The organism is Corynebacterium sp. HMSC068G04 (assembly GCF_001814885.1).
GTDB lineage: Bacteria > Actinomycetota > Actinomycetes > Mycobacteriales > Mycobacteriaceae > Corynebacterium > Corynebacterium hiratae.
The window spans coordinates 91,008-115,756 of sequence record NZ_KV818293.1 but is presented as its reverse complement, the minus strand read 5'-3'; the positions used below and the strand labels follow the sequence as shown (position 1 = coordinate 115,756).

Sequence of the window (24,749 nt, the reverse complement as noted above, 5' to 3'; positions counted from 1 at the left end):
GAGCCGAAGGCAGAGGACAAGCCGGCCGCTTCCCAGTCCTCCGAGCCGAAGACTTCTGAGACCTCCACGAAGGTCAACAACGGCGATAACGTCCCGTATGTCACCCCGCTGGTGCGCAAGCTGGCTGAGAAGCACGGCGTAGACCTCTCCACCGTCTCCGGCACTGGCGTCGGTGGCCGCATCCGCAAGCAGGACGTCCTGGCCGCCGCCGGCGAAGGTGAGGCACCGGCTTCCTCCGCTAGCGCCTCCTCCAGCAACCCGCGCGCTCGCTGGTCCACCAAGTCCGTGGATCCGGAGAAGCAGGAGCTCATCGGCACCACCCAGAAGGTCAACCGTATCCGCGAGATCACGGCGACCAAGATGGTTGAGGCCCTCCAGATTTCCGCTCAGCTGACCCACGTCCAGGAAGTCGATATGACCGCCATCTGGGATATGCGCAAGCAGTCCAAGCAGGCGTTCATCGACAAGTACGAGGCCAACCTCTCCTTCCTGCCGTTCATCGTGAAGGCCACCGTTGAGGCACTGGTCTCCCACCCGAACGTCAACGCGTCCTACAACCCGGAGACCAAGGAGATGACCTACCACGCTGACGTCAACGTGGCCATCGCCGTGGATACTCCGCGTGGCCTGCTGACCCCGGTCATCCACAAGGCCCAGGAGCTGACGCTGCCGGAGATTGCCCAGAAGATCGCCGAGCTGGCTGATAAGGCCCGCAACAACAAGCTCAAGCCAAACGATCTGACCGGTGCAACCTTCACCGTGACCAACATCGGCTCCGAGGGCGCCCTGCTGGATACCCCGATTCTGGTTCCGCCGCAGGCTGGCATCCTGGGCACCGCCGCTATTACCAAGCGCGCGGTCGTCGTGACCGAGGACGGCCAGGACGCCATCGCCATCCGCCAGATGTGCTACCTGCCGTTCACCTACGACCACCAGGTGGTCGACGGTGCCGACGCTGGTCGCTTCATCACCACCATCAAGGACCGCCTCGAAACCGCAGATTTCGAAGCCGACCTTGACCTCTAAGGCTTAACAAGACTCCAAGTCTTAAGAGACTGCTCCCCTGCCACTGCGGCGGGGGAGCTTCGTCGTTTTCCACCCGGCTTTCCTCCACCCCCGCAAACACAGCTCGGTGACATCGCTCAGTGGCGCCGCAACTGCCCTATCTGCCAAAACTATTGCTCGCCTCAGAGATCGGCGCTAAGTTTGGCAGATAGGCGCGTTTTCTTTAACCGTCTTGCCACCAAGACCTAACCTCTGTGACTCAGCACACTAGACTGTGCAGCATGGTTTCTCAGAAATGGTTCCGCGTCGCTCTCGGCATGTTTCTCGTCGCGTGCGGCGCTAATCTTTTCGCCCCCATGGTCGTGGTCTACCAAGTCACCACCGATTTGGGGGTTCTGCAGACGACCTTCCTCTTTGGCATTTACGCCCTCGGCATCATGGTGGCACTTTTCATTGGCGGTCCGCTCTCGGATTCGCTGGGACGCCGCGCTGTCATGCGCCCAGCCGTCCTCTCCACCACTGCGGGTTCACTGGTCTTCCTCAGTGGCGCAGGCGGCGCCTTCCTCCCCTTGCTGGTCGGACGCCTGTGTGCCGGGGCTGCGGTGGGACTGGCCATGTCTTCCGGCGCTGCCTGGATTAAGGAACTCAGCACCCACCTCAGCGTTGGTGCGAAGCGTTCCTCCATTGCTCTTTCGGCTGGCTTCGCGTTGGCACCTGGCGTTGCCGGTATCGCCGCAGAGTTCCTCCCTTGGCCCACCGTCGTGCCTTATGTTCTGCATATCGGGTTGGCACTCATCGTCGTGCCGCTCGTGTGGACGGTTCCGGAGAATCACACTGCGCCGAAGCCTACGCAACGCCGCACTTTCATACCCACGAGTTTGCTTACTCCCCGCTACCTACCGGTCGTGGCCTATGCCCCGTGGGTCTTTGGCTCCGCCACCACTGCCTTCGTCTTCCTCCCCTCACAGCTCAGTGAGCACCTGCGCCACCCCATTCTCATTGCCGGGCTCTGTGCGCTACTCACCATGGGAAGCGGCGTGGTAATCCAGCAGCTAGCGGGCCGCATCCGCGTAACCGCATTCCACGGCATAGTGCTGGCCGCGATAGGCATGCTCCTGTGTCTCATCGTCGTCGCGGCGGCACACCACGGCTGGGCGGTGTTCCTCCTCCCCCTCGCGGCCATCATCATGGGCAGCTCCTATGGAATTGGCATGCTCAGCGGGCTCGCAGAAACGCAAGCCATCGCTCACCCGGCGGAACTCGGCGCGGCAACGGGGGTGTTTTATTCGCTGACCTATCTCGGCTTCTTTGCCCCGTTCATCCTCTCGCTTTTGGGCCCTGTCACGGGGTATTCCACCGCCTTCATCATCGGGTTCGCTGTCGCGGCGCTGACTGCCGTGACGCTACATCTCCGAATCAGGGGTAACCGGGGTTAATGTCATGGCATACGCTTTATACTTGGAGCAGTTTAGGTCACACAAACTAACGCCACGAAGGAGATTCACCATATGGATTTCATCTCTCGTCATCTCGGCCCGGATGCAGCCGAGCGTGAAACGATGCTCAAGGCCCTGGGCTACGACAGCGTCGATGCGCTTGTCGATGCCGCCTTGCCAGCCTCCATCCGCGCCACCGAGGCGCTCAACCTCCCGGAGGCTTTGAGCGAAGATGATGCGCAGGCGAAGCTGCGCGAGTACGCCTCCCAGAACGTCGTGCTGAAGTCCTTCTATGGCCAGGGTTACTCCGATACCCTCACCCCGGCGGTCATTCGCCGCGGGCTGCTGGAGGACGCCGGATGGTACACCGCCTACACGCCCTACCAGCCGGAGATCTCGCAGGGCCGCCTCGAGGCACTGCTGAACTTCCAGACCATGATTGAGTCCCTGACCGGCCTTCCCATCGCAAACGCCTCGCTTCTCGACGAAGCCTCTGCCACCGCCGAAGCCGTCGGACTGATGGCCCGCGCGGTGAAGAAGGGCCGCCGCGTGCTGTTGGATTCGCGCTTGCACCCGCAGGTCCTGACCGTGGCCGCTGAGCGCGCCCGCGCCATCGAGCTCGAGGTCGAGATTGCTGATGTCCGCGATGGCATCGTCGGCGAAGACCTCGTCGGTGCAGTTCTGGCTTACACCGGAACCGAGGGCGATATCGTCGACCCGCACGCCGCCATCGAGGAGCTCCACACCCGCGGCGCCCTGGCCGCCGTCGTGGCCGACCCGCTGTCGCTGCTCCTTCTGGAGGCACCTGGTTCGATGGGCGCAGACGTCGTCCTCGGCTCCTCGCAGCGATTCGGTGTCCCGCTCTTCTTCGGCGGCCCGCACGCGGCCTTCATGTCCGTCACGGATAAGCTCAAGCGCCAGCTTCCGGGCCGCATCGTGGGCGTGTCCAAGGACGCCGCCGGCCGCCCCGCTTATCGTCTGGCGCTGCAAACCCGCGAGCAGCACATCCGCCGCGAGCGCGCCACCTCCAATATCTGTACTGCCCAGGCCCTCCTGGCCAACGTGGCCTCGATGTACGCGGTCTACCACGGCCCGAAGGGGCTGAAGGAGATTGCGCAGCGCGTGCATAACCGCGCTTCTGCTTTTGCTGCAGCAGTCACCGGCGCGGGCAAGGAGATTGTCTCCCGCGACTTCTTTGACACCGTGACCGTCACCGGCGTGGATGCGGCCGCCGTCAAGGCCCAGCTGCAGGAGCAGGGCTACCTGGTGCGCGCCATCGGCTCCGACAAGGTCTCGGTCTCCTTCGGCGAGTCCGCTACCAGCGAGGACGTCAACACCCTTGCCGCTGCCTTCGGCGCCGAGGCCTCCACTAACTCCGAGCCAGCCGCGTCTGGCTCCTTCGAGATTCCGTCCTCCGTCCAGCGTTCCGAGGAGCCGCTGCAGCACGAGATCTTCAACTCCCTTCACTCCGAGACCCAGATGCTGCGCTACCTGCGCACCCTGGCGGATAAGGACTTAGCACTCGACCGCACCATGATCCCGCTGGGCTCGTGCACGATGAAGCTCAACCCCACCTCTGCCATGGAGCCCATCTCCTGGCCGGAGTTCGCGGGCATCCACCCGTATGCCCCGGAGGAGACCACCGCTGGTTGGCGCGCGCTGATCGACGAGCTCGAGTCCTGGCTCGCCGATATCACCGGCTACGCCCAGGTTTCGATCCAGCCCAACGCCGGTTCCCAGGGTGAGCTGGCCGGCCTGCTGGCCATTCGTCGCTATCACGTTGCCAACGGCGACCACGGCCGCGATGTCATCCTCATTCCGGCCTCCGCGCACGGCACCAACGCGGCCTCGGCGACCCTGGCGAACCTGCGCGTCGTCGTGATCAAGACCGCTGACGATGGCTCCATTGACGTCGCCGACCTCGACGCCAAGCTCGAGCAGCACGGCGAGCACGTCGCCGGCATCATGATTACCTACCCCTCCACCCACGGCGTCTTCGACCCGGAAGTACGCGAGGTCTGCGACAAGGTCCACGCAGCCGGCGGCCAGGTCTACATCGACGGCGCGAACATGAACGCGCTGGCCGGTTGGGCCCGTCCGGGTGCTTTCGGTGGCGATGTCTCCCACCTCAACCTGCACAAGACTTTCACCATCCCGCACGGCGGAGGTGGCCCGGGCGTGGGCCCGGTGGGCGTCGCCAAGCACTTGGTACCTTTCCTGCCGACGGATGCCAACGATCCCCAGCTGGATCCTGCGCAGCCGGCTGTGGAGGGCACCGGCGTGCCGTCCACAGCATCGCGCTACGGCTCGGCCGGCGTGCTGCCAATTTCCTGGTCTTATCTGGCCATGGTGGGCTCGCAAGGGCTCACGGAGGCCACGAGCCATGCCATCCTCGGCGCGAACTACCTGGCGCAGAGCCTGAAGGATTCCTTCCCCGTTCTCTACACGGGTAATGCCGGCCTGGTGGCGCATGAATGCATCTTTGACCTGCGCGAGCTGACCGACGCCTCCGGCGTCACCGCCGCCGATGTAGCCAAGCGCCTCGTGGACTACGGCTTCCACGCGCCGACCCTGTCCTTCCCGGTGGCCGGCACCCTCATGGTGGAGCCCACCGAGTCCGAGGACCTGGGTGAGCTGGACCGCTTCATCGAAGCCATGCGCTCCATCCGCGCCGAGATCCAGGAGATCATCGACGGCAAGGTGGCCTACGAGGACTCCGTCATCCACCACGCACCGTTCAACGCCGAATCCGTCGCCGCCGACGAGTGGAACTTTGCCTTTAGCCGCCAACAGGCCGCCTACCCGGTGACCTCCCTGCGCGCTAACAAGTACTTCCCGCCGGTGCGCCGCATCGACGAGGCTTACGGTGACCGCAACCTGGTGTGCACCTGCCCGCCGCCAGAGGCTTTTGACTACTCCGACGACAACCAGGAGGTTTAATCAATGACTGACTACCTGCACTCCCCGCTGCATGCTGAGCACGAGAAACTCGGCGCCACCTTCACCCCCTTCGGACCGTGGGAGATGCCGCTGAAGTATGACAACGAGCTCGAGGAGCACCGCGCGGTACGTAATGCCGCAGGCCTCTTCGATCTCTCCCACATGGGTGAAGTCTGGGTCAACGGCCCGGACGCCGCCGAGTTCCTCTCCTATTGCTTCATCTCCAACCTCACCACGCTTAAGGAGGGCAAGGCGAAGTACTCCATGATCTGCGCGGAGGATGGCGGCATCATCGATGACCTCATCACCTACCGCTTGGAGGAGACCAAGTTCCTCGTCGTGCCCAATGCTGGCAACGCCGACACCGTGTGGGAAGCGCTCAACGAGCGCGCCGAGGGCTTCGATGTGGACCTGAAGAACGAGTCCCGCGATGTGGCGATGATCGCCGTCCAGGGCCCAAAGGCGCTGGAGATCCTTGTCCCGCTGGTGGAGGACACCAAGCAGCAGGCTGTCATGGACCTGCCCTACTATGCCGCGATGACCGGCAAGGTGGCCCGCAAGTACGCGTTTATCTGCCGCACCGGCTACACCGGTGAGGATGGCTTCGAGCTCATCGTCTACAACTCCGATGCCCCGGAGCTGTGGGAAGAGCTGCTCAAGGCCGGCGAGGAATACGGCATCAAGCCCTGCGGCTTGGCAGCACGCGACTCGTTGCGCTTGGAGGCAGGCATGCCGCTTTACGGCAACGAGCTCACCCGCGATATCACTCCGGTGGAAGCCGGAATGTCCCGCGCCTTTGCCAAGAAGGAGCAGGACTTTGTGGGCGCTGAGGTGCTGCGCCAGCGCGCCGAGGAAGGCCCGCAGGCCGTTATCACCGGACTGGTCTCCTCCCAGCGCCGCGCCGCGCGCGCCGGTTCCGAGGTCTACGTGGGTGAGAACAAGGTGGGCATGGTGACCTCCGGCCAGCCCTCCCCCACCCTGGGACACCCAGTAGCGCTCGCGCTCATCGATACCGCAGCTGGCCTCGAGCCGGGTGCGGCCGTCGAGGTAGACATCCGCGGCAAGCGCTACCCCTTCGAAGTGTCCGCGCTGCCCTTCTACAAGCGCGATAAGTAAACTCCACTACTGAAGTCAACTACCGAAAGGACACCCCTTCTCATGGCTAACCTTCCTTCCGATTTCTCCTACTCCGAGGACCACGAGTGGATCAACGCCACCGCTGACTCCGTCGTTGGTTCTACCGTCCGTATTGGCATCACCTCCGTGGCCGCTGACCGCCTGGGTGAGGTCGTCTTCGCTGAGCTGCCGGCCGTGGGTGACACCGTCGAGCACGGCGAGACCTGCGGCGAGGTGGAGTCCACCAAGTCCGTGTCTGACCTCTACTCCCCGGTCACCGGCACCGTGACCGCCGTCAACGAGGACGTGCACGATGACTATGCAGTCATCAACAACGATCCCTTCGGTGAGGGCTGGCTCTTCGAGGTCGAGGTCACCGAGGTCGGCGAGCTGATGACCGCCGACGAGTACGCTTCCGCCAACGGCGTCGATTAAAAAAGCGCTTGAGCAGCGCACACTCAGCCCCTTTCTGGCTGAATCTTCGCGGGGTTTAGGATTGGGTTCATGACTGCTCCCCGCGAACCTTTCTTTCCCGCTGATCGCTCCATCCGCGCTTCCGACGAACCACTGGAGATCCGCCGCTTGGGCCGCATGGGCTACCAAGAGGCCTGGGATCTGCAGGCCGAGCTCGCGGCGGCGCGGGCGGCGGGCACACAGGGTGATGTCATCCTCGTGGTGGAGCACCCCAACGTCTACACCGCCGGAAAGCGCACGCAGCCGGAGGATATGCCCGATAATGGCCTCCCGGTCATTGACGTTGACCGGGGCGGGCGCATCACCTGGCACGGCGAGGGCCAGTTGGTGGTCTACCCCATTATCAAACTGGCCGAGCCGGTTGACGTTGTCGATTACGTCCGCCGCCTTGAGGAGGCCATCATCCAAGCTGTCCGTGAACTCGGCGTGAGCACCGCTGGGCGCATCGATGGCCGCTCGGGGGTGTGGGTTCCTTCCACCACCCAGGCTGCCGACCCAGCCGCCCCGAAGCGCGACCGCAAGCTAGGTGCGTTGGGCATTCGCGTGACCCGCGGCGTGACCATGCACGGCCTAGCGCTCAACTGCACCAACACCTTGGAGTACTACGAGCACATCGTGGCCTGCGGCATCGACGATGCGGACGTGTCAACGCTGTCGCTTGAGCTCGGCCGTGAGGTGACCATGGAGGAGGCAGAAGCCCCGCTTCTCGACGCCCTCCGCAAAGCCCTCTCCGGCGAACTGACGGTGGCCGACCACACCTTTGCCTCGGCCCCAGATCCCATCAAAGTGGCCAACGAGAAGGCCCGCCAAGCCCGCAAAGCCGCGCAAGAAAAATAGCGGCTACCCTCGGTGGAATAAAGCAGCCACCCGCAGGGCTTGTAATAGAAAGAGCTAGTTCAACACCTAAAGTGAGGTTCCGTGACTGTTAAGCCTGAAGGACGCAAGATGCTCCGCATTGAGAAGAAGAATGCGGAGTCTCCCATCGAACAGAAGCCGCGCTGGATCCGCAATCAGGTCCGCACCGGCCCTGGGTATGAGGACATGAAATCTCGCGTGACTGGTGCTTCCCTGCACACCGTGTGCCAGGAGGCTGGCTGCCCCAATATTCACGAGTGCTGGGAATCGCGTGAGGCTACGTTCCTCATCGGCGGCGACAAGTGCACTCGCCGCTGTGATTTCTGCGATATCGCTACCGGCAAGCCAGCGGAGCTGGACCGCGACGAACCGCGCCGTGTGGCAGAGAATATCCAGGAAATGGATCTCAACTACACCACCATTACGGGCGTTACTCGCGATGATCTTCCCGACGAGGGTGCCTGGCTCTACGCTGAGGTCGTCCGCAAGATTCATGAACTCAACCCGAACACCGGCGTGGAGAACCTCACCCCGGACTTCTCCGGCAAGCCGGACCTGCTCCAGGAGGTTTTTGAGGCCCGCCCGGAGGTCTTCGCTCACAACCTAGAGACGGTGCCGCGCATCTTCAAGCGCATCCGCCCGGCCTTCCGCTATGAGCGTTCCCTCGACGTCATCCGCCAGGCCCACGACTTTGGCCTGATTACCAAGTCCAACCTCATCCTGGGTATGGGCGAAACCGCAGAGGAGATCGAGGAAGCGCTGCGCGACCTGCGCTCGGCAGGCTGCGACATCATCACGATTACCCAGTACCTGCGCCCCGGCCCGCGCTTCCACCCGATCGAGCGCTGGGTGCGCCCGGAGGAGTTCGTGGAGCACTCCAAGCTGGCCAAGGAGCTCGGCTTTGGTGGCGTCATGTCTGGCCCGCTGGTCCGCTCCTCCTACCGCGCTGGCCGCCTCTACGTGCAGGCCATGGAGGCACGCGGCCTCGAGCTTCCGGAGAACCTGAAGCACTTGGCAGAGACTTCCCAGGGCGCTACCGCCCAGGAGGCTTCCACCCTTCTGGAAAAGTATGGCCCCTCCGAGGAAACCCCGGTGACCACGCGCATGGCTAAGACCCGCGCACAGGCCAACTCTGTTGCAGCTACCATCCGCTAACGCGTTTCTCTTTTTATTCCTCTTGCCCTTAAAGTAGGAGACATGGCTAAGGACGATAAGGCGTCGCTCAAGGACGCGAAGAAGCAAGAGCGCGCGGCAAAGCGCGCCAAGCGCAAGCAGAACTGGTCACAGATGTGGCAAGCGTTCAACATGCAGCGCAAGCAGGACAAGGCTCTCATCCCCATCATGCTGGCCGCATTCTTGGGCGTGGGCTTGCTCTTCTTCCTTATCGGCCTGCTCTTTAACGGCCAGTGGTTCATGCTCATCATCGGCCTGGGCCTTGGCGCGATGCTCGCCATGTTCCTGTTCACTCGCCGCCTTGAGCGCGACATGTACAAGAAGGTGGAGGACCAGCCAGGTGTCGCCGGCTGGGCTTTGGAGCAGCAGCTGCGCAACACCGTGGGCGTGGTGTGGAAGGTCAAGCCTGGCGTGGCTGCGACCCGCCAGCAGGATCTGGTTCACCGCGTGATCGGTAACTCCGGCGTCATTTTCGTCGTCGAAGGTGACCGCAAGCGCGTCGCCCCTACCCTCAACCGTTTGAAGAAGCGCGTTGACCGCCTGGCTGGCGGTGTGCCGGTGTACGAGGTCTTCGTGGGCAGCGGTGAGGACGAAGTGCCGGTGTCCAAGCTGCGCACCCACATCATGAAGCTGCCGCGCAACTACAACAAGAACGAAACCTACGAGAACATTCGCCGCATCGAGGCCATGGATGATCTGCCGGGCACTACTCCGGGCCTGCCCAAGGGCCCAATGCCCCGCCAGGCTCAAAACATGGCGGGCATGAACCGCCGCATGCGCCGCATGCAGGAGCGCAAGGGCGGTAAGTAAGCCACCTCGCTCCACACAAGAAGGGGTCCCTTCCGAGATAACCGGAAGGGACCCCTTCTTTACCTTGCGATTCTTCGTTGCTTTAGAACCATCCTAGCCTTCGTGACCAGGTTTCGTCAGATGGTTCTACTCAGATGGTTTACTTGACCCCAAGTAAACCATCTAGCGTTATGAAGAAGGTTTGTTTGCCCCCAAACAAACCTTTTCAGGGGAACCACGTGTGGGGCATCTGTGGTGGATACGACCGGCTGGCGCAGAACAAGTTTTAAGCCATGATGACGGCCGTGCCGGTGGCGCGGTCGTGGAGGCCGCGGCCGTCGGCATCCACCATCGCCGCGGGGAAAAGCACTGCAGTCAGCAGCGTGCGGACCGCGGCTCGCCACAAGCCAACGGAAGAGCCCGGCACATCAAGACGTGCGACTCCCATCCCCAGCAGCGCCATGCCCGGGGTGCGGGCGAAGAGCCAACCGCACACGATGCCCATGACTACCCACACCGCATAGCCCAAGAATGCCGGGCCACCGAGCGAATTCGTAAAGAGCTCGAGGAGATTGGCTATTAGCATTGCCAAGAGCCAGTCAATGAGAACGCCAAAAGTGCGCCGCATTACAGAAGCCAGGGAACCTGAGCCCTCCTTGGGCAAGCCCATTGTTTGCCCAGGCCACTGCCCGTTTTCAAAGCCATCATTGTTATCAGCCATGCCCACCAATCTAGCCGTCGGCTCTGCTAAGCAGAAAATTTGCCTCCACGTGCCCCAGACACCCCAGCGACAAAGCCAATACCTGTAAACTAGTCGGGAGTACTACACGTCAACCAACAGGAGACCACCGTGTCCTTTGAGACAATCCAGGACGTCATCGCATTCATCAAGGAAGAGGACGTCAAGTTCGTTGACATCCGGTTTACGGACGTCCCCGGCACTGAGCACCACTTCTCTATTCCGGCCGAGGAATTTACTGAAGACGCAGCTGCCGAAGGCCTCGCCTTTGATGGTTCTTCCATCCGCGGATTTACCACCATCGATGAGTCCGATATGACGCTGCTGCCGGATCCGAAGACCGCCTTCGTGGATCCTTTCCGCACCGCGAAGACCCTGAACATCAAGTTCTTCGTCCACGACCCGTTTACGTTGGAGCCCTTTAGCCGCGACCCGCGCAACATCGCGCGCAAGGCTGAGGAGTACCTCGCTTCCACCGGCATCGCGGATACCTGTAACTTCGGCGCTGAAGCTGAGTTCTATATTTTCGACTCCGTGCGCTACAGCACCGACGTTAACCACGGTTTCTACGAGGTTGATACCGATGAAGGCTGGTGGAACCGCGGTTCCGAGACCAACTTCGATGGCACCCCGAACACCGGTTTTAAGACTCGCGTGAAGGGCGGCTACTTCCCTACGGCGCCCGTCGACAAGCACGGCGAAGTTCGCGACGCCATGGTGGAGCAGCTGCAGAAGGCAGGCTTTGTCATCGAGCGTTTCCACCACGAGGTGGGCAGCGGCCAGAACGAGATTAACTACCGCTTCAACTCCCTACTGCACGCGGCGGATGATATTCAGACCTTCAAGTACATCATCAAGAACACCGCGGAGCAGTTCGGCAAGACCGTGACCTTCATGCCCAAGCCGCTGGCGGGCGATAACGGCTCCGGCATGCACGCCCACATGTCCCTGTGGCAGGATGGCAAGCCGCTCTTCCACGATGAGGCCGGCTACGCGGGACTGTCTGACATTGCCCGCTACTACATCGGTGGCATCCTGGCCCACGCACCGGCGGTTCTGGCGTTCACGAACGCAACCCTGAACTCCTACCACCGCCTGGTTCCGGGCTTTGAGGCACCGATCAACCTGGTGTACTCGCAGCGCAACCGCTCGGCCGCCATCCGTATCCCGATTACTGGTTCCAACCCGAAGGCCAAGCGCATCGAGTTCCGCGCTCCGGACCCGTCCGGCAACCCCTACTTCGGTTTCGCCGCCATGATGATGGCAGGCCTTGACGGCATCAAGAACCGCATCGAGCCGCACGCCCCGGTGGATAAGGACCTCTACGAGCTGCCGCCGGCAGAGGCTGCGTCCATCCCGCAGGCACCGACCTCTCTGGAGGCTTCCATCGCAGCGCTTGAGGAAGACAACGAGTTCCTCACCGAGGGCGATGTCTTCTCCGAGGATCTCATCGAGACCTACATCAACTACAAGCGTGAGAACGAGATTGCGCCGGTTCGTCTGCGCCCGACTCCGCAGGAATTTGAGATGTACTTCGACTGCTAGAGGTAAGCTGCCTTAGCTGCACTGCTTTGACAGGTATGACAGGCTTCGACGTTTCGCTTGATTCGTCGGAGCCTGTCGTCGTATCACCGCCTAATACAACAGCCCCACTGTGTTCTCCCCTACTGGCGCGCCCACAATGGCGCAATCTCACGTGCTGTTCAACCACAGTACAAGGGACATGTGCGCAGTAAATGGTTACTATTCCCCTCTGTGACTGATAGATTCCGCCAACTACCACCGCCCGGCCCCGCGTGGGGCGGCAGCCTCATGGGCACCTCCATCGTCTCCAGGTTGCTCGTTGAGGAAGGCATGCTAACTGGCTCTGCCATCTTCGCAGCGCTATCCTGCGTCATCCTTCTCGTACTGACGGTGGGTTTCGCGGTGTATCGGCAGCCCAGCTTCGCGCGGACTTCAATGGCTGAGTGGTCCATGTACTTCATCGGCATCCTGGCACTCGGCGCAGCACTGTCCGGGTTGACGGATATCGGAACCTTCCGCCTAGTGGGCTTCTGGATCGGTGGCCCCGTCACCGTCATCACGTGGGCCATCCAGCTCACCCGTTTCGACGGCCAGCCGCGCTTTACCTGGGGCCTGCCGCTGGTCGGCCCCATGATTTCCTCCTCCGTGGCCGGCTTCCTCGCCCTCGACTACGGGCGCGCCTACCACGTGATGGGCACCGTTTTATTCATCATGTCTATCTCCACTGCGGTCCCCATCTTCATCCGCGTGTATTGGGCTGCTTGGCACGGCAAAGTCAACCTCACCGGCGCCAACTCCGCGACGGCCTGGGTTCCGTTAGGCGTGGTGGGCCAATCCACTACCGCCATGCAGATCCTCTACCCCGGTAGTTTCTCTGTCTACTACGGGCTCACCGCCATGGTCATTGCCATCCCCCTCGCGCTTTATGCCATGGTCACCTTCTACCCCAACGTGGCTCGCTGGGTGGATTACTCGCCCGCGTGGTGGGCCTGCACATTCCCACCGGGAACGGTCAGCATGGGCGGGCACCAAGTAGCGCTGGTGAATGGCTCGGAGCTTCTCGACGTCATCGCGCTCAGCATCCCGGTGCTGCTTGTCGCACACTGGTCTGCCTGCTCCTGCCGCTTCATTGGCTGGCTCGTCGAGGGCCGGCGCGCACGCACAAGCGGGGCCAGCCCAATCTCGGACTAGCCCCGCCACGTGAAATGCTGGACGCTTAGGAAGCCTTAGTTCTCGGCCTTCTCAAACTGGATGACCTGGCCCTGGCTACCCAGTGCGTAGTTGTTTCCCTCTAGGGGGAAGACAACGGGCTTGGCCGAGAGGATAGCCTTGAGCGCATCGGCGTCGGCCATGGCATCCGGGGAGCATGCGCGCAACGTAGAGTTCAGGTTCTCCACCACAATGGCATCGGTCTGATCCAGCTTGTAGCTAGCGCCACCGGAGTTGCAGCCATCGTTGTAGGCGAGGGTTCCATCGGAATTGAAGGTCACGGAAATCTCTGGGTTCTTCTTTGCGGTGAAGGTACCGTTGAGAACCTTCTGGGCCTCATCAGCCGGCAGCTTGTCTTGCAGACCGTCGACGTCCTCGTACTTCTCAATCAGCCCGGAGCCTTCCGGCGCTTCAGAGTCCTCCGGGGTGCCCGGACCGCCAAAGAGGCGGGAGCTCAGCTCCTGGATCTGGCTGGACTGCGGGGAATCGACGGAGGACAGCTCTTGCGCACCGGCAGTACCGGCGCCCAGGACGCCGCCGGCGAGGGCGACGAACGCGGTTGCAGTGGTTACTTTCTTCAGTGTGCGTGAAATCATGGCCCCGAAGCTATCGGCCACGGCCGCCGACATCAACCCATTTCATGCGTTTCCGATGATATTTTGAGGCAACTCTACAACTCCCCCATCCCCTTACAGGCCGCAGACTAAAACACAGAAAGTGGCCAACCTCCCGCTGGGGGTTGGCCACTGATAAGGAAGGTTATTTACTTCTCTTCAGGGGTATCGACCTTGACGAACTGAATTGCCTGCCCATCTTTGACCAATGCGATGGTGGTGTCATCGATGGAATAGACCTGTGGCTTCTTCGGAACAATGACGTTGAAATCGTGAACATCGACCATCACGTCCGGCTCGCAAGCCTTCATAGTGGTAATGACGTCTTTGATCTCTAGGGCGCCGGTGTCCTCCGCGATAGAGTATGTACCGTTACCGAGGTTACAACCATCAGAAACTCCTACGGTTCCATCCGGTTGGAAGGAAAGCCCGATCTTATCGTTCTTCTTCGCAACGAAGCTGCCGTTGAGAACCCCCTTGGCTTGCTCTGCCGTCAGCGGTTCTGTGAGGCCCTCCACGTCCTCTGCCTTTTCAATCAGGCCAGAACCTTCCGGCGCTTCTGGGTTTTCGGGGTTTTCCGGAGCAGGCTTCGAGCTACCAAACAGTGTGGAGCTCAGCTGTGCCAGCTCACCGGAGCTGGAGCCGAAGGAGATTCCAGAAGAAGGCTCTGCCGCGGAGGCAACCCCGGTTCCGAGTGCCGTGCCAGCGAATGCGGCGAAGGTTGTGGCGATGGTTACTTTCTTGAATCTGAGTGACAACATGATCCTGAAGCTATGCGGGATAGTTTCATATAGCAATGTTTTTTATGCATTTCCCATGATATTGACACGTTCTCCCAATGTCGCCGGAGGCCAGTTCTCCCCGCTTGCCGCAGCCAGGCTGGCAGCATAAACACCTGTTTAAAGCACTAAAACCAGATTAAGAGGCGCGCTTGACGTATCCCATCCGCAGTCAGAACATGATGAGAAGGGCGATCGAGCCCCACAAAGTGGCGGGCACACTCACAGGGTTTGGTGCAGTCATCTAGCGCCGCGGTTACAACTGGGTTAGCTCAAATTCCACTTGCTCGCCTTCGCGGCCGTTAATCACCAAGCTTAAGGCCTGCGTGCCCGGATAGTAGGTGCGTGTGCTGGTGACCCGAAACGGGTGCGTCTTGGTCACCACTCGGGTTTCGCCCGGATCAAGCGTGTATTTGCCGAGGCGAAACACACTGGGCTTCCGGGTTCCGTTCTTTTTAAGGAAGTGCACGCGATACTCTGCAAGCACATGTGCGGGCGCATCGCCGGTGTTGGTGAGTGTCGTTGAAAGAGTCGCCTTTTCACCAATGGCCACAGTGTGGGGGAACTCGGGGCGGGTGGCGGTGACGGCGGTGGACGGAGAAAAGCCAACAAGCTCTAGGGCCTCCTTATTGCCGCGCTTGATCAGCCCGCGCAACCCCTGTTCCACCACCCACGCTGCGTGCGACGATCCGCTGTCTGCCCATCGCGAGGCGGTTGCAAGAGCCAACTCGGGGTGCGTACGGCCAATGTCGTTGAGGTTGTTGGCTACGGACTTGCGCACGAACAGCGACGCATCGTCGTACAGCCGGCCCAGGACCGGAAGGATCGGCGAGGGGTCCGCCACAAACGGCGCGTGCACCTTTGCCCACGGCAGGCGCGGACGGATGCCCTCGGAAGCCAGGCGGCGCACGTTGTGGCTGTCCGAACCAGCCCACTCATTCACCCGGGCCATGGTCAGCTCTGGGTAGCGCTCTAAGAAGGGACGCACCGCGAACTCACCGGTGAACACCCTGGTGAGCGCCTCAATTGCATCTAAAGAAACCTCCGGCTCATCTATCCCGTACAGCTCGATGAAACGGCTCACCGGCCACAGGTGGAATGCGTGGTTGAAGTAACCTTCCCCCTCCGCAAGCTCGGGCCCAAGCTTATCGACGATTCCGCCAATCACCCCGACATAATCCCCGCCGAGCTGTTCCCGAAGCCCTTGTGCAAACACGGTCACGCGGTCCAGGATCTCTAAATCCTCGACTCGCGGCGCGACCCACGCGGCGTACTCTTCGCCGTCAATTCCAAGCTGTGCACCGAGTTTTTGTGCCGTGTCAGCGTTGAAGTAGTCCTTCATTTTGGGAGCCATAGCTGTGCATGTTACCCGGCGCGGAGAGACTTTTTCGCGGCAGGATTAAGGATTGCCGCCTCGATACACCAATTAGATCCAGTGCCCTCACATCAATGCTTATGGAGAAAACCTTTTAAGTGGTGCGCTTGACATATCCCATCCGCGGGCGGAAGCCCTGCGGGTGCTTCATCTGCGCCACGGCGTCCCCGATGATCATGCGGTGGCGGGCGCTGACAGACGTCGGCATCTGCGCCACCGAAAACCACTGCGCGGCCAGGTTCTCTTCGTCGGAGATGACCGGCTCGGCGTCGTCCGGCACGGAGACCCGGATGGAGGTATCCATGTAGAGACACTTATCCCCATTGGGGCAGACTACTGGGCCCACCTGGCCCACGCCGAGAAGTGCTTCGATGCGGCCATCGAGGCCCACTTCCTCCTTGACCTCGCGCAGCGCGGTCGTCGTAATCTCCTCACCCGGCTCACAGATACCGGAGACGGGAGCCCACGTGCCATTATCGGCACGCTGGGCAAGCAGCACCGAGGGCAACTCCCAGATAGCGGAACCCGTGGGCACGGCCCGCACGATAACCGCGGTCACGCTGGGTAAAAAGAGCTGGTCGTGACCAATTTTCTCACGCAGGGACACAATAAAATCAGGAGTGGGCATGGGCACCATCTTAGCGCCTTAGACCTGCGCCAGAATCTCCGGCAGAAGTTCCTCGATCTTGGAGGCAGGTGTAAACGACATCTGTGCTTCCGAACCATCCGCGCACCCCTCACTGCTGGCTGCCGCATCAGTGGTGCCCGACAGCACCCCCACAATCACGTCCTCATAAGGGCTGCCCGGCGCACCATATACCGGAGCCCCGGAATCGCCGTGCGTGGAGCACACCTGGGCGCGCGCCGCGACGGTCTCCACCGTGCGGTCATCAAACTGGAGTTTGCCCTGCCCTTCACGGTGCGTCAGCGGGCCGCAGGTCTCACCGGTGATGCGGCCCAGCTTGCAGACGCTGTCAGGCAACATGTGTTCATCCGCCGCGACAACGGTGGTGGGCATGTCCCGCGGGACGTAAAATTCAGCCTCCCTGGTGATCTCCACCAAAGCGAAATCCAGCTGGTGTGTTTCCGGCGCGCTGAGATCGGAGTAGATAATGGTGCCGACGGGCTCTGCCGGGTAGACAAATTCACCGTCGGCAGCGCCTGCCCACACGGTGTCCCCCGGCTCACCGCAATGGGAAGCGGTGACGGCGATGGTGCGGGCGTCGTCAAGCACGAAGCTCCACGCCACCGTGCACAGGTTGAAGTCAAAGGCTTCGCCGGGCACGGGCTGGGTGGTCGAAATATCCAACGCCGCGCCCGGTGGCACCGGGGAGGCATCCGGCGAATGCACCTGCGGCTCAGCTGGCGCCACGGTGGAGTAGACAGCTGAGCTGGAGGCTGCCTTCTGTACGGGTCCGGCGCCCATCGGCACGGTGCACCCGGCCAGTGCCAACCCCACTGTGCTCAGTATCCCAAGGAGGCGCCGGCTAGTCTTCCTTCGCGGATGCAGCCTCACCCGAGTCCGCCTTATTCTCCTTATTTTCCTTCTCCATCTCAGCGACCTGCTTCATGTCGCGGATGAACTTCTCCGGATCAAACTCGGTGAAGTACTCCGGGCCCGAGAATTGTTCCTGTCCCATTGTCTTAAACCTCCGTGTTGCTGATGTACTGCGTGATGTAGTCCTTCACCGCCGCTGCATCATTGGGCAGATCCGTCACATGGCGCTCGGCGTCCAAGATGCCGGCGAAACGCTCCGGCACCTCCGGCTCGCTGCCGATGGCCTCTTTGATGGTCTCCGCAAACTTCACCGGCAGGGCGGTCTCTAGGCAGATGATGGGGGTGTCGACCCCATATTCTTCCTGTACCGCGCGGGCGACCTTGATGCCGTCCGCGGTGTGCGGATCCACCAGCACGTCGTAGCGCTCGTGGACATCCTTAATAGTGGCGAGGCGATCCGCGTGAGTGGAGGAACCGGACAGGAAACCGTACTCCGCGTGGGCGGCCTCAAGCGTCTGCTTATCGACGTTAAATCCGCCTTCCTTCACCTTCGTCCCGAACAGCTCCTTGATCTGTGCGGCATCGCGGCCTAGCAGATCGAAGGCGAAGCGCTCGAAGTTGGAGGCGCGGGAAATATCCATCGACGGCGACGAGGTCTTGTGGGTTTGCTCCGAGGAGCGCGGACGGTAGCTGCCGGTGCGGAAGAACTCATCGAGCACGTCGTTTTCATTGGTTGCCACAATGAGGCGGTCGATGGGCAGCCCCATCTGGCGAGCGATGTGGCCGGCGCAGATATCGCCGAAGTTGCCGGTCGGCACGCTGAAGGAGACCTTTTCGGTGTTTTCCGTAGTGACCTTGAGGTAGCAGTTGATGTAGTACACCACCTGCGCCATGAGGCGGGCCCAGTTAATGGAGTTCACCGCACCGATGCGGTTCTCGGCCTTGAAGTTGGCGTCGGCCGATACCGCCTTGACCACGTCCTGGCAATCATCAAACACGCCGTCCAGAGCGATGTTGCAGATATTCGGGTCATCCAGGCCGAACATCTGGGCCTGCTGGAATGGCGTCATGCGCCCAGCCGGGGTCAGCATGAAGACGCGGATGCCCTTGCGCCCGCGCATGGCATACTCCGCCGAGGAACCGGTGTCACCCGAGGTAGCACCCAGAATGTTGAGGGTTTCGCCGCGGCTGGCCAGCTCGTATTCGAAGAGTTCGCCCAACATCTGCATGGCCATGTCCTTGAAGGCGGCCGTTGGCCCCTCAGAGAGGTGGCCAATGTAGAGGCCCTCGCCCAGTTCGCTGACGGGGACGATCTCCTCGTGGTCAAACTTGGGGTAGGTGTAGGCGCGCTGGGCAATTCCTTCGAGGTCTTCTGCGGGAATATCATCCACAAAAAGCTTGAGCACTTCCGCGGCCAAGGCCGCGTAGCCACCCTCCGCCAGCGTCTGGCGCCAGTTAGTCAGGGTGGCGTCATCGATGCGGGGGTAAGTTTCCGGCAGGTAGAGGCCGCCATCAGGGGCCAGACCTCCGAGGAGGATATCCGTAAAGGAGGCGGGCTGGCGGTCGGTATCGCGGGTCGAAATGTACTTCACCCCCTGCATCTTAGTTGGTGACGCGTAAAGTATCAGCCATGTCGGTTCCTCATCCTCGCAATGTAATTACCACTAAGGCTCTCTCCGTGTGGGTAGCTGCGGTGTTGGTCTACATCGTGGCAATTACCGGCCGCACATCTTTTGGCGTCGCGGGGCTTGAGGCCATTGATCGCTTCGAGGTCGATGCCTCGCGCATTGCTGTTTTCACCTCTGTACAACTGGGAATTTATTCACTGGCGCAGATCCCGACGGGCATGCTCATCGATAAGTTCGGCCCGCGGCGCCTGCTAGTCATTGGTTCCATCATCATGGGCGTGGGCCAGGTGAGCCTCGGTTTCACCAGCAATTATTGGGTAGCCATTGCCGCCCGTCTGCTCATCGGCGCGGGTGATGCCACCGCCTTCTTGTCGGTGATGCGCATCCTGCCTTACTGGTTCCCGCTGCACCGCACCCCCATGTTCACGCAGGTCACCTCCTCCCTGGGACAGCTGGGTCAGTTTATCTCTGCCCTACCTTTTGCCATGCTTCTGGGCTGGGGCGGATGGACCTTGGCCTTCGTTACCTTGGGCGCGGTGGGCATTCTCATCGCTGTCGCCGCCGCGGTGGCAGTTGCTGATTCCCCGGAAACGCTCGGAATCGTAAAGAAGCCGAAGGAAAAGCCGAACGCGCAGCCAGAGAGCATGGGCGCACTGCTCTCCCAGGTTTTCCGTTCGCCCGTGGCCTGGCAGGCATTCTTCATTCACTGGGTCGGTCTTGCCGCCACCAACGTGTTTGTCATGCTGTGGGGCATGCCCATGATGACGGCGGGCATGGGATTTTCCAAGACCAGCGCCGGTTGGGCCCTGACGTGGTTTACCGTGTGCATGGTGCTGGTAGGCCCCCTGCACGGCAGGTTATCGTCCAGGGCCAGAGGTTTCCGCCCCTGGCTCGCCTTAGGATTTGTGGCTGTGCATTGCACGGTGTGGGTCCTGTTCTTCCTCTTCGGCGGCAGCTACCTCTCACTGATCATCCTCATCAGCGTGGTGTCCTTGTGCACACCGGTGGCAAATTATGGATTCGACATTGTCCGCGAAAACCTCGACCGTAAGGTGGTCGCCACAGCAACGGGCCTGGGCAACATGGGCGGCTTCCTGGCCACAGTCATCGGCGCCCAGCTGGTCGGCGTAGTACTGGACCACTTGGGCAATGGGCCGGATTATCCGTTCTCTGATTTCCAGCTTGCCGCTTGGGCAGTCTTCGGTGTGTGGTGCATCGGCATAGCAGGTGTCCTCATCACGCACGTCCTGCGCAGCCGGGGCGAGGAGGACGGCCCGCACGCCAAAATCATCCAGGTGAGTTAGTACAAGGCTGGGCTACTGGAGGGACAGGGCGCTCAACGAAGCCTCAAGGGGCACCCCGTTGGCCACTTCGAAGACGCCCAGCCCGCCGCCGATGGGAACGAGGATGGCGATGCTCACTCCCACTGCGGTCCTGAGAAGCTCGCGCAGTTTTCGTCGTTTCTCCACTTCAACGCACCAACCTTTATCGTTTCGTTATCTGTGCGTGTGAGCTTAAGAGCCATGGCTGCAAGGCAAATCCTCGTTGACTGCGCATCTCCTGCCAGTCCCTGTGACTTCAGTGCCAGCGTTGCCAGCCGGGGGCTATTCAGCAGGGGTCGATTCCACGAAGATCGGCCCCTCCACCGGAGCGACGACGCCAGCGTCGAAGGCAGAAAGCGCCCCCTTGGCCTCTTCCTTCGTGATGGCGCCCGCCTCAACGGCCTTGTCCAGATCGGCTTCGAGGACCTGGCGGGACCTGTACCTATCCGACGCCACTGAAAGCAGGCCACGAGGGACCGATTCCGACGGGATCCCCAGCGCCTCCGCCAGGGCCACGATGCGGTCATTTTCGGTGGGGTCGAGGTGGGCATTCACCGACTGATCCTGCGGCACGCCACCATTGACGACCTGCTCCACCGTCAGTGCTCCCTCCGGTACGTGATTCCTCTCCGTGACCCACCAGCCTGCGCCGACGACGGTGATGACGGCCGCCACCACGAGGACCCATACGGCGATGATCTGCTTGGACTTCACGGGCATAATTCTAGGCTTCCCTATAGCTCATCGGATTAATCCACGCTCGGCCCAAACGTCCCAAAGGAAGTCCCGTGCGGAGGGTGCGGTGGATCAAGGCGCTCAGAGAGGGCATCGATGATGGAACGGATGGTGGACTCCGCTGCGGAGCGGTCAAGGTTGGTGCGACGTGGCGTATCAGGTTTCGAAACGTCGGGGCGGACGCGGGGCTTGGCGACGTCCACGTGCATCACCGTCCCCTCCACGCTCAGCGCGGCTGCGGGATCACACCCAGCAGCGCGGGCCGCGGCAAGGAAGGCTTCGAGGTCCGCGAGGGTGGCATCGTTCAGGTCGAGGGATAGGTTGAGGCTCATAGTGTGCTCCTTAGAAGGCTGGGAAAGTAACTGCTGCCCAGGCTATCGGCTTAGCACCGGTATGAACAGGGCACGGCACCAAGATCAGGGATAGATCCGGGTAGGCTCAGGGTCCGGCTAAGGGGGTAGGACAGCAGCTCTTAGTCGTGCTCGAAGGATTCCGCCTCCCCCCAGAACACTTCATCGACCACCTTGCGGGCGTGGCGGGGGATCTTGAGGTAATGGTCGAGAAAATCCTGGTTATGTTCGGGATCCCACCCTGCAGCGCCAGCCACCTGCGCCAGCTGCGGCCCCGGTGCCGGCAGCTGGTCCACGCGCTTGCCGCGAACCAATACCAAAGCGTTTCGGGCATCGGTAGCCAGGAGCCAGGCTTCCCGCAGCTCCTGTACTTGGTGCACGGGTATGACTTCATTGTCTTCGAGGGCATCGAGGACGCGCAGCGTGGACGGCTCATGCAGCGCCGGTACCTCGTGGGCATGCATCATTTGGAGCAGTTGGACGGTCCATTCGATATCCGTCAACCCACCGCGCCCCAGCTTGGTATGGGTATTGCGGTCCGCGCCGCGCGGTAGGCGCTCATTGTCAACGCGCGCCTTCATGCGACGAATGTCACGAATGGTTTTCTCGCTCACGCCCTTCGGCGGGTAACGGAAAGCATCCACCATGGTGAGGAAACGCTGGCCAACGTCCTCATCACCCGCCACAAAGGCAGCGCGGAGCAGCGCTTGCATCTCCCACGGCTCGCCCCACTGTGAGTAGTAGCGCTCATAGGACTCAATGGAGCGCGCGACCGCTCCCGAGCGCCCCTCTGGCCGCAAACCTAGGTCAACGTCCAAGGGCGGATCGCCGGACGGTTTTGCCAGGCGGCGGCGCAGCTTCTCAATGATGCCGATGGCCCAGGGCAGCGCCTCCTCTTCGGGGTTGCCTGCAACTGGCTCCGCTACCACGATGACATCGGCATCCGAACCGAAACCCAGCTCCATGCCACCGAGCCGCCCCATGCCGATCACGGCGATGCGAGCCGGTGGTTCGTCATTGTCGTTCTCCAGCCGCCACGCCCTGACCTCGGCGCGGAGCGCTGCCTCCAACACCGCATTCCAGATGGTGGACAACTCGTAACAGACTTGCTGAACCGGCAGGAATCCCAGAAGATCCGCTGCGGCAATTCGTGCCAACTCCGCGCGGCGAAGAGACCGCGCGACCGAGACGGCCTTGTCCGGATCCGCATGACGCTTGGTGGAATTGACCAAAGCAGAGGACACTTGCTCGGGTTTGGTTTCCAGAAGCTTGGGCCCCGCCGCGCCGTCGGAGAGCTGCTTGACGACGTCTGGCGCCCGAATGATGAGCTCCGACGTAAACGGCGAGGTGCCCAGAATTTTCATGAGGCGCTGGCCGACGACGCCTTCGTCGCGAAGCATGCGCAGGAACCAGGTTCGGTCGTAAGCTGCCTCCGAAAGCTTGCGGTAGTTCAACAAGCCCATGTCTGGATCCGCGGTGCTCGAGAGCCACTCCATCAACGTGGGCAGCAAAATGGCCTGGATGCGGGCCTTGCGCGACTGGCCCGCGGCCAAAGAAGTCAGATGCTCGAAGGCTCTGTCCGGATGGCGATAGCCCAGCGCTGCCAGCTGCAGGAGGGCTGCCTCGCGCGACAGCTTGAGCTCGTCCGCTGACATCGATGCCACGGAATTGAGCAGCGGGCGGTAGAACAAGCGCGAGTGGAGCTCAGAGATAAGCAGGCGAATCTTCCGGAGATGGATGTTCATCCGGTCCGCCGCCGACTGGTGGCCCTGCGGGTGAAAGCCCGAGTTGATGGCCAGCCACTCGAGCGCCGTGTTGTCATCCTTCGCCGGCAACGTATGTGTTCGGCGGAAACGCTCCAATTGGAGGCGGTGCTCCAGCAGACGAAGAAACTCGTAGGCCTCGATGAGCTGGGTGCCATCCTCGCGCCCTACGTACCCGGCGCGCACGAGTGCGGCGAGTGCATCGACCGTCGCGAGCGTGCGCAACGATTCATCCGAGCGACCGTGCACCAACTGCAGCAATTGGACTGCGAACTCTACATCGCGCAGACCGCCCTCCCCCAGTTTGAGTTCTCGAAGGCGCATCTCTTCCGGGACGTTCTCGAGCACGCGGCGGCGCATAGCCTGTACGTCTTCAACAAAGGACTCCCGTTGCGAGGCAGTCCACACCATGGGCCCGATCTGGCTCACATAATCCTTGCCTAGGGGCAGGTAGCCGGTCTGCGGTCGCGCCTTCAGTTGTGCCTGAAACTCCCAGGTCTCCGCCCATCGCTTGTAGTAGGCCACGTGCGAATCCAGAGTTCGGACGAGAGCGCCGGATTTTCCTTCCGGACGCAGGTTGGCGTCGACCTCGAAGAAGCAGGCAGAGCCGATTCGATTGAACTCCGATGCTAAGCGCGTAACCTTCGGCGTCGCCTCCGAGCCCACGAAGATAACGTCCACATCGGAGATATAGTTCAACTCCCCCGCGCCACACTTGCCCATCGCGACAACTGCCAGCTGCGCATCGAGGGGCTCATCACCATAGACCACACGGACCGCACCCGCGAGTGCGGCAGTCAAGGCGGCATCTGCGAGAGCCGTCGTCAGCCTGGTGACCTCTCGGAAACCTACTCGCGGCTGTGGGCGCGACTGGCCCTTGCGGGAGTGGAAGGTACCGGCGAGGTCATGCGCGGCGATGCGCATCATCAGCGTCCGGTATGCCACCTTGAGAGATGCTTTGTGGTCACCAGGGGATGCGCGGTAGGTGCCGGGCGATGTCAGCTCGGGGTTCGCCGTGTCTGGGCGGTCTGGTTGCTCTGCGTACGTCGCCGGTTCCGCCCCCACCTCGTCCAATAGTGTGTTCAGCATTTCCGTTGGGGTAGGCAACGGGCGTTGCAGTTCTTGCCAGGTCTCCGGGTGGGCGGCGAGGTGATCACCGAACGCCGAGGAGCCGCCCAAAAGGGCAAGCAGCCGAACTCGAAGGGTTTCGTCTTCACGCATCGCCGGCCCAATCTCGGGCGCTCCCTCGAAGATCCTCATCAACGTGTTGAGGGCCATGTCGGGATCACCGGTTCCGGCCAGTGTCCACAGCAGCTCCAGGGATTCTGGATTATCCCACTCGAGACGGGAAAGATCCTCCGCAGCAGTTGGCCGGGTAAGGCCGAGAGTCGCCGGGGACGGTACTGACACAGGACGCATGCTTCT

The 24,749-nt window shown here is 61.7% G+C and carries 22 protein-coding genes; 11 read left to right on the top strand and 11 right to left on the bottom strand.

Annotation, left to right across the window (positions count from 1 at the left end; all coding sequences use genetic code 11):
• From sucB to HMPREF2993_RS01710, 8 genes are all read left to right on the top strand, one after another.
• The coding region (gene sucB / locus HMPREF2993_RS01745; protein WP_070700698.1) for a 2-oxoglutarate dehydrogenase, E2 component, dihydrolipoamide succinyltransferase at positions 1–1,026 on the top strand (1,026 nt) is incomplete at its 5' end.
• 260 nt (positions 1,027–1,286) lie between these two features.
• Positions 1,287–2,441 (top strand): MFS transporter, encoded by a 1,155-nt coding sequence (locus tag HMPREF2993_RS01740; protein WP_070700696.1) that lies wholly within the window; start codon positions 1,287–1,289, stop codon positions 2,439–2,441.
• Positions 2,442–2,513: 72 nt separating this feature from the next.
• Positions 2,514–5,381, top strand: a complete 2,868-nt coding sequence (gcvP, locus tag HMPREF2993_RS01735) for an aminomethyl-transferring glycine dehydrogenase (RefSeq protein WP_070700693.1) — start codon at positions 2,514–2,516, stop codon at positions 5,379–5,381.
• Positions 5,382–5,384: 3 nt separating this feature from the next.
• Positions 5,385–6,497: a glycine cleavage system aminomethyltransferase GcvT gene (gene gcvT / locus HMPREF2993_RS01730; protein WP_070510671.1), complete on the top strand. Its 1,113-nt coding sequence runs from the start codon at positions 5,385–5,387 to the stop codon at positions 6,495–6,497.
• Between the two features lie 42 nt (positions 6,498–6,539).
• Positions 6,540–6,932 carry a glycine cleavage system protein GcvH gene (gcvH, locus tag HMPREF2993_RS01725; protein ID WP_046647929.1) on the top strand — a complete coding sequence of 131 codons (393 nt, stop codon included), beginning with the start codon at positions 6,540–6,542 and terminating at the stop codon, positions 6,930–6,932.
• A 69-nt stretch (positions 6,933–7,001) separates the two neighbouring features.
• A complete protein-coding gene (lipB, locus tag HMPREF2993_RS01720; RefSeq protein WP_070510673.1) occupies positions 7,002–7,808 on the top strand; it encodes a lipoyl(octanoyl) transferase LipB in 807 nt (268 codons plus the stop codon).
• A gap of 108 nt (positions 7,809–7,916) precedes the next feature.
• Positions 7,917–8,981 (top strand): lipoyl synthase, encoded by a 1,065-nt coding sequence (gene lipA, locus HMPREF2993_RS01715; RefSeq protein ID WP_046647927.1) that lies wholly within the window; start codon positions 7,917–7,919, stop codon positions 8,979–8,981.
• A 42-nt stretch (positions 8,982–9,023) separates the two neighbouring features.
• Positions 9,024–9,809 (top strand): DUF4191 domain-containing protein, encoded by a 786-nt coding sequence (locus HMPREF2993_RS01710; protein WP_046647926.1) that lies wholly within the window; start codon positions 9,024–9,026, stop codon positions 9,807–9,809.
• Between the two features lie 265 nt (positions 9,810–10,074).
• Here the strand turns inward: HMPREF2993_RS01710 and HMPREF2993_RS01705 are convergent, their stop codons facing one another.
• A complete protein-coding gene (locus HMPREF2993_RS01705; protein WP_046647925.1) occupies positions 10,075–10,509 on the bottom strand; it encodes an RDD family protein in 435 nt (144 codons plus the stop codon).
• Positions 10,510–10,638: 129 nt separating this feature from the next.
• Between HMPREF2993_RS01705 and glnA the strand changes: the two genes are divergently transcribed.
• A complete protein-coding gene (gene glnA / locus HMPREF2993_RS01700) occupies positions 10,639–12,072 on the top strand; it encodes a type I glutamate--ammonia ligase (RefSeq protein WP_049154546.1) in 1,434 nt (477 codons plus the stop codon).
• Positions 12,073–12,282: 210 nt separating this feature from the next.
• On the top strand, positions 12,283–13,242 hold the full coding sequence (locus HMPREF2993_RS01695; RefSeq protein ID WP_187357514.1) for a TDT family transporter: 960 nt from the start codon (positions 12,283–12,285) through the stop codon (positions 13,240–13,242).
• Between the two features lie 35 nt (positions 13,243–13,277).
• Here the strand turns inward: HMPREF2993_RS01695 and HMPREF2993_RS01690 are convergent, their stop codons facing one another.
• From HMPREF2993_RS01690 to thrC, 7 genes are all read right to left on the bottom strand, one after another.
• The gene (locus tag HMPREF2993_RS01690) at positions 13,278–13,856 is read right to left on the bottom strand and encodes an META domain-containing protein (RefSeq protein WP_230308874.1); all 579 of its coding nucleotides are present in this window, start codon (positions 13,854–13,856) and stop codon (positions 13,278–13,280) included.
• Positions 13,857–14,023: 167 nt separating this feature from the next.
• On the bottom strand, positions 14,024–14,635 hold the full coding sequence (locus HMPREF2993_RS01685; RefSeq protein WP_070545497.1) for an META domain-containing protein: 612 nt from the start codon (positions 14,633–14,635) through the stop codon (positions 14,024–14,026).
• Between the two features lie 274 nt (positions 14,636–14,909).
• Positions 14,910–16,007, bottom strand: coding sequence for a DNA alkylation repair protein (locus tag HMPREF2993_RS01680; protein ID WP_065422016.1), 1,098 nt, complete (start codon positions 16,005–16,007; stop codon positions 14,910–14,912).
• 115 nt (positions 16,008–16,122) lie between these two features.
• Complete coding sequence (locus HMPREF2993_RS01675; RefSeq protein WP_070700708.1) at positions 16,123–16,656, bottom strand: NUDIX hydrolase; 534 nt, start codon at positions 16,654–16,656, stop codon at positions 16,123–16,125.
• An 18-nt stretch (positions 16,657–16,674) separates the two neighbouring features.
• Positions 16,675–17,487: a S1 family peptidase gene (locus tag HMPREF2993_RS01670; RefSeq protein WP_246822313.1), complete on the bottom strand. Its 813-nt coding sequence runs from the start codon at positions 17,485–17,487 to the stop codon at positions 16,675–16,677.
• A gap of 28 nt (positions 17,488–17,515) precedes the next feature.
• On the bottom strand, positions 17,516–17,668 hold the full coding sequence (locus HMPREF2993_RS13560; RefSeq protein WP_168163144.1) for a hypothetical protein: 153 nt from the start codon (positions 17,666–17,668) through the stop codon (positions 17,516–17,518).
• Positions 17,669–17,672: 4 nt separating this feature from the next.
• Positions 17,673–19,118, bottom strand: coding sequence for a threonine synthase (thrC, locus tag HMPREF2993_RS01665; RefSeq protein ID WP_070700687.1), 1,446 nt, complete (start codon positions 19,116–19,118; stop codon positions 17,673–17,675).
• 38 nt (positions 19,119–19,156) lie between these two features.
• Between thrC and HMPREF2993_RS01660 the strand changes: the two genes are divergently transcribed.
• Positions 19,157–20,458 carry an MFS transporter gene (locus tag HMPREF2993_RS01660; protein ID WP_070517379.1) on the top strand — a complete coding sequence of 434 codons (1,302 nt, stop codon included), beginning with the start codon at positions 19,157–19,159 and terminating at the stop codon, positions 20,456–20,458.
• Between the two features lie 300 nt (positions 20,459–20,758).
• Here HMPREF2993_RS01660 and HMPREF2993_RS01655 read toward each other — a convergent pair whose 3' ends face one another.
• The 3 genes from HMPREF2993_RS01655 to HMPREF2993_RS01645 all read right to left on the bottom strand — a co-directional run bounded on the left by HMPREF2993_RS01655 (position 20,759) and on the right by HMPREF2993_RS01645 (position 24,743).
• Positions 20,759–21,196 (bottom strand): hypothetical protein, encoded by a 438-nt coding sequence (locus tag HMPREF2993_RS01655; protein WP_070700684.1) that lies wholly within the window; start codon positions 21,194–21,196, stop codon positions 20,759–20,761.
• A gap of 29 nt (positions 21,197–21,225) precedes the next feature.
• Positions 21,226–21,543, bottom strand: a complete 318-nt coding sequence (locus HMPREF2993_RS01650; protein ID WP_049154535.1) for a hypothetical protein — start codon at positions 21,541–21,543, stop codon at positions 21,226–21,228.
• A gap of 140 nt (positions 21,544–21,683) precedes the next feature.
• Complete coding sequence (locus HMPREF2993_RS01645; protein WP_070700682.1) at positions 21,684–24,743, bottom strand: bifunctional [glutamine synthetase] adenylyltransferase/[glutamine synthetase]-adenylyl-L-tyrosine phosphorylase; 3,060 nt, start codon at positions 24,741–24,743, stop codon at positions 21,684–21,686.
• Positions 24,744–24,749 lie beyond the last annotated feature (6 nt).

Coding starts and splice junctions, on each gene's coding strand:
- gcvT (WP_070510671.1), top strand. CDS start 5,385: ATGACTGACTACCTGCACTCCCCGCTGCATGCTGAGCACGAGAAACTC.
- HMPREF2993_RS01680 (WP_065422016.1), bottom strand. CDS start 16,007: ATGGCTCCCAAAATGAAGGACTACTTCAACGCTGACACGGCACAAAAA.
- HMPREF2993_RS13560 (WP_168163144.1), bottom strand. CDS start 17,668: ATGGGACAGGAACAATTCTCGGGCCCGGAGTACTTCACCGAGTTTGAT.
- gcvH (WP_046647929.1), top strand. CDS start 6,540: ATGGCTAACCTTCCTTCCGATTTCTCCTACTCCGAGGACCACGAGTGG.
- HMPREF2993_RS01710 (WP_046647926.1), top strand. CDS start 9,024: ATGGCTAAGGACGATAAGGCGTCGCTCAAGGACGCGAAGAAGCAAGAG.
- HMPREF2993_RS01690 (WP_230308874.1), bottom strand. CDS start 13,856: ATGATTTCACGCACACTGAAGAAAGTAACCACTGCAACCGCGTTCGTC.
- HMPREF2993_RS01655 (WP_070700684.1), bottom strand. CDS start 21,196: ATGCCCGTGAAGTCCAAGCAGATCATCGCCGTATGGGTCCTCGTGGTG.
- HMPREF2993_RS01740 (WP_070700696.1), top strand. CDS start 1,287: ATGGTTTCTCAGAAATGGTTCCGCGTCGCTCTCGGCATGTTTCTCGTC.
- HMPREF2993_RS01650 (WP_049154535.1), bottom strand. CDS start 21,543: ATGAGCCTCAACCTATCCCTCGACCTGAACGATGCCACCCTCGCGGAC.
- lipB (WP_070510673.1), top strand. CDS start 7,002: ATGACTGCTCCCCGCGAACCTTTCTTTCCCGCTGATCGCTCCATCCGC.
- HMPREF2993_RS01675 (WP_070700708.1), bottom strand. CDS start 16,656: ATGCCCACTCCTGATTTTATTGTGTCCCTGCGTGAGAAAATTGGTCAC.
- HMPREF2993_RS01645 (WP_070700682.1), bottom strand. CDS start 24,743: ATGCGTCCTGTGTCAGTACCGTCCCCGGCGACTCTCGGCCTTACCCGG.
- gcvP (WP_070700693.1), top strand. CDS start 2,514: ATGGATTTCATCTCTCGTCATCTCGGCCCGGATGCAGCCGAGCGTGAA.
- HMPREF2993_RS01685 (WP_070545497.1), bottom strand. CDS start 14,635: ATGTTGTCACTCAGATTCAAGAAAGTAACCATCGCCACAACCTTCGCC.
- lipA (WP_046647927.1), top strand. CDS start 7,917: ATGCTCCGCATTGAGAAGAAGAATGCGGAGTCTCCCATCGAACAGAAG.
- HMPREF2993_RS01705 (WP_046647925.1), bottom strand. CDS start 10,509: ATGGCTGATAACAATGATGGCTTTGAAAACGGGCAGTGGCCTGGGCAA.
- HMPREF2993_RS01660 (WP_070517379.1), top strand. CDS start 19,157: ATGTCGGTTCCTCATCCTCGCAATGTAATTACCACTAAGGCTCTCTCC.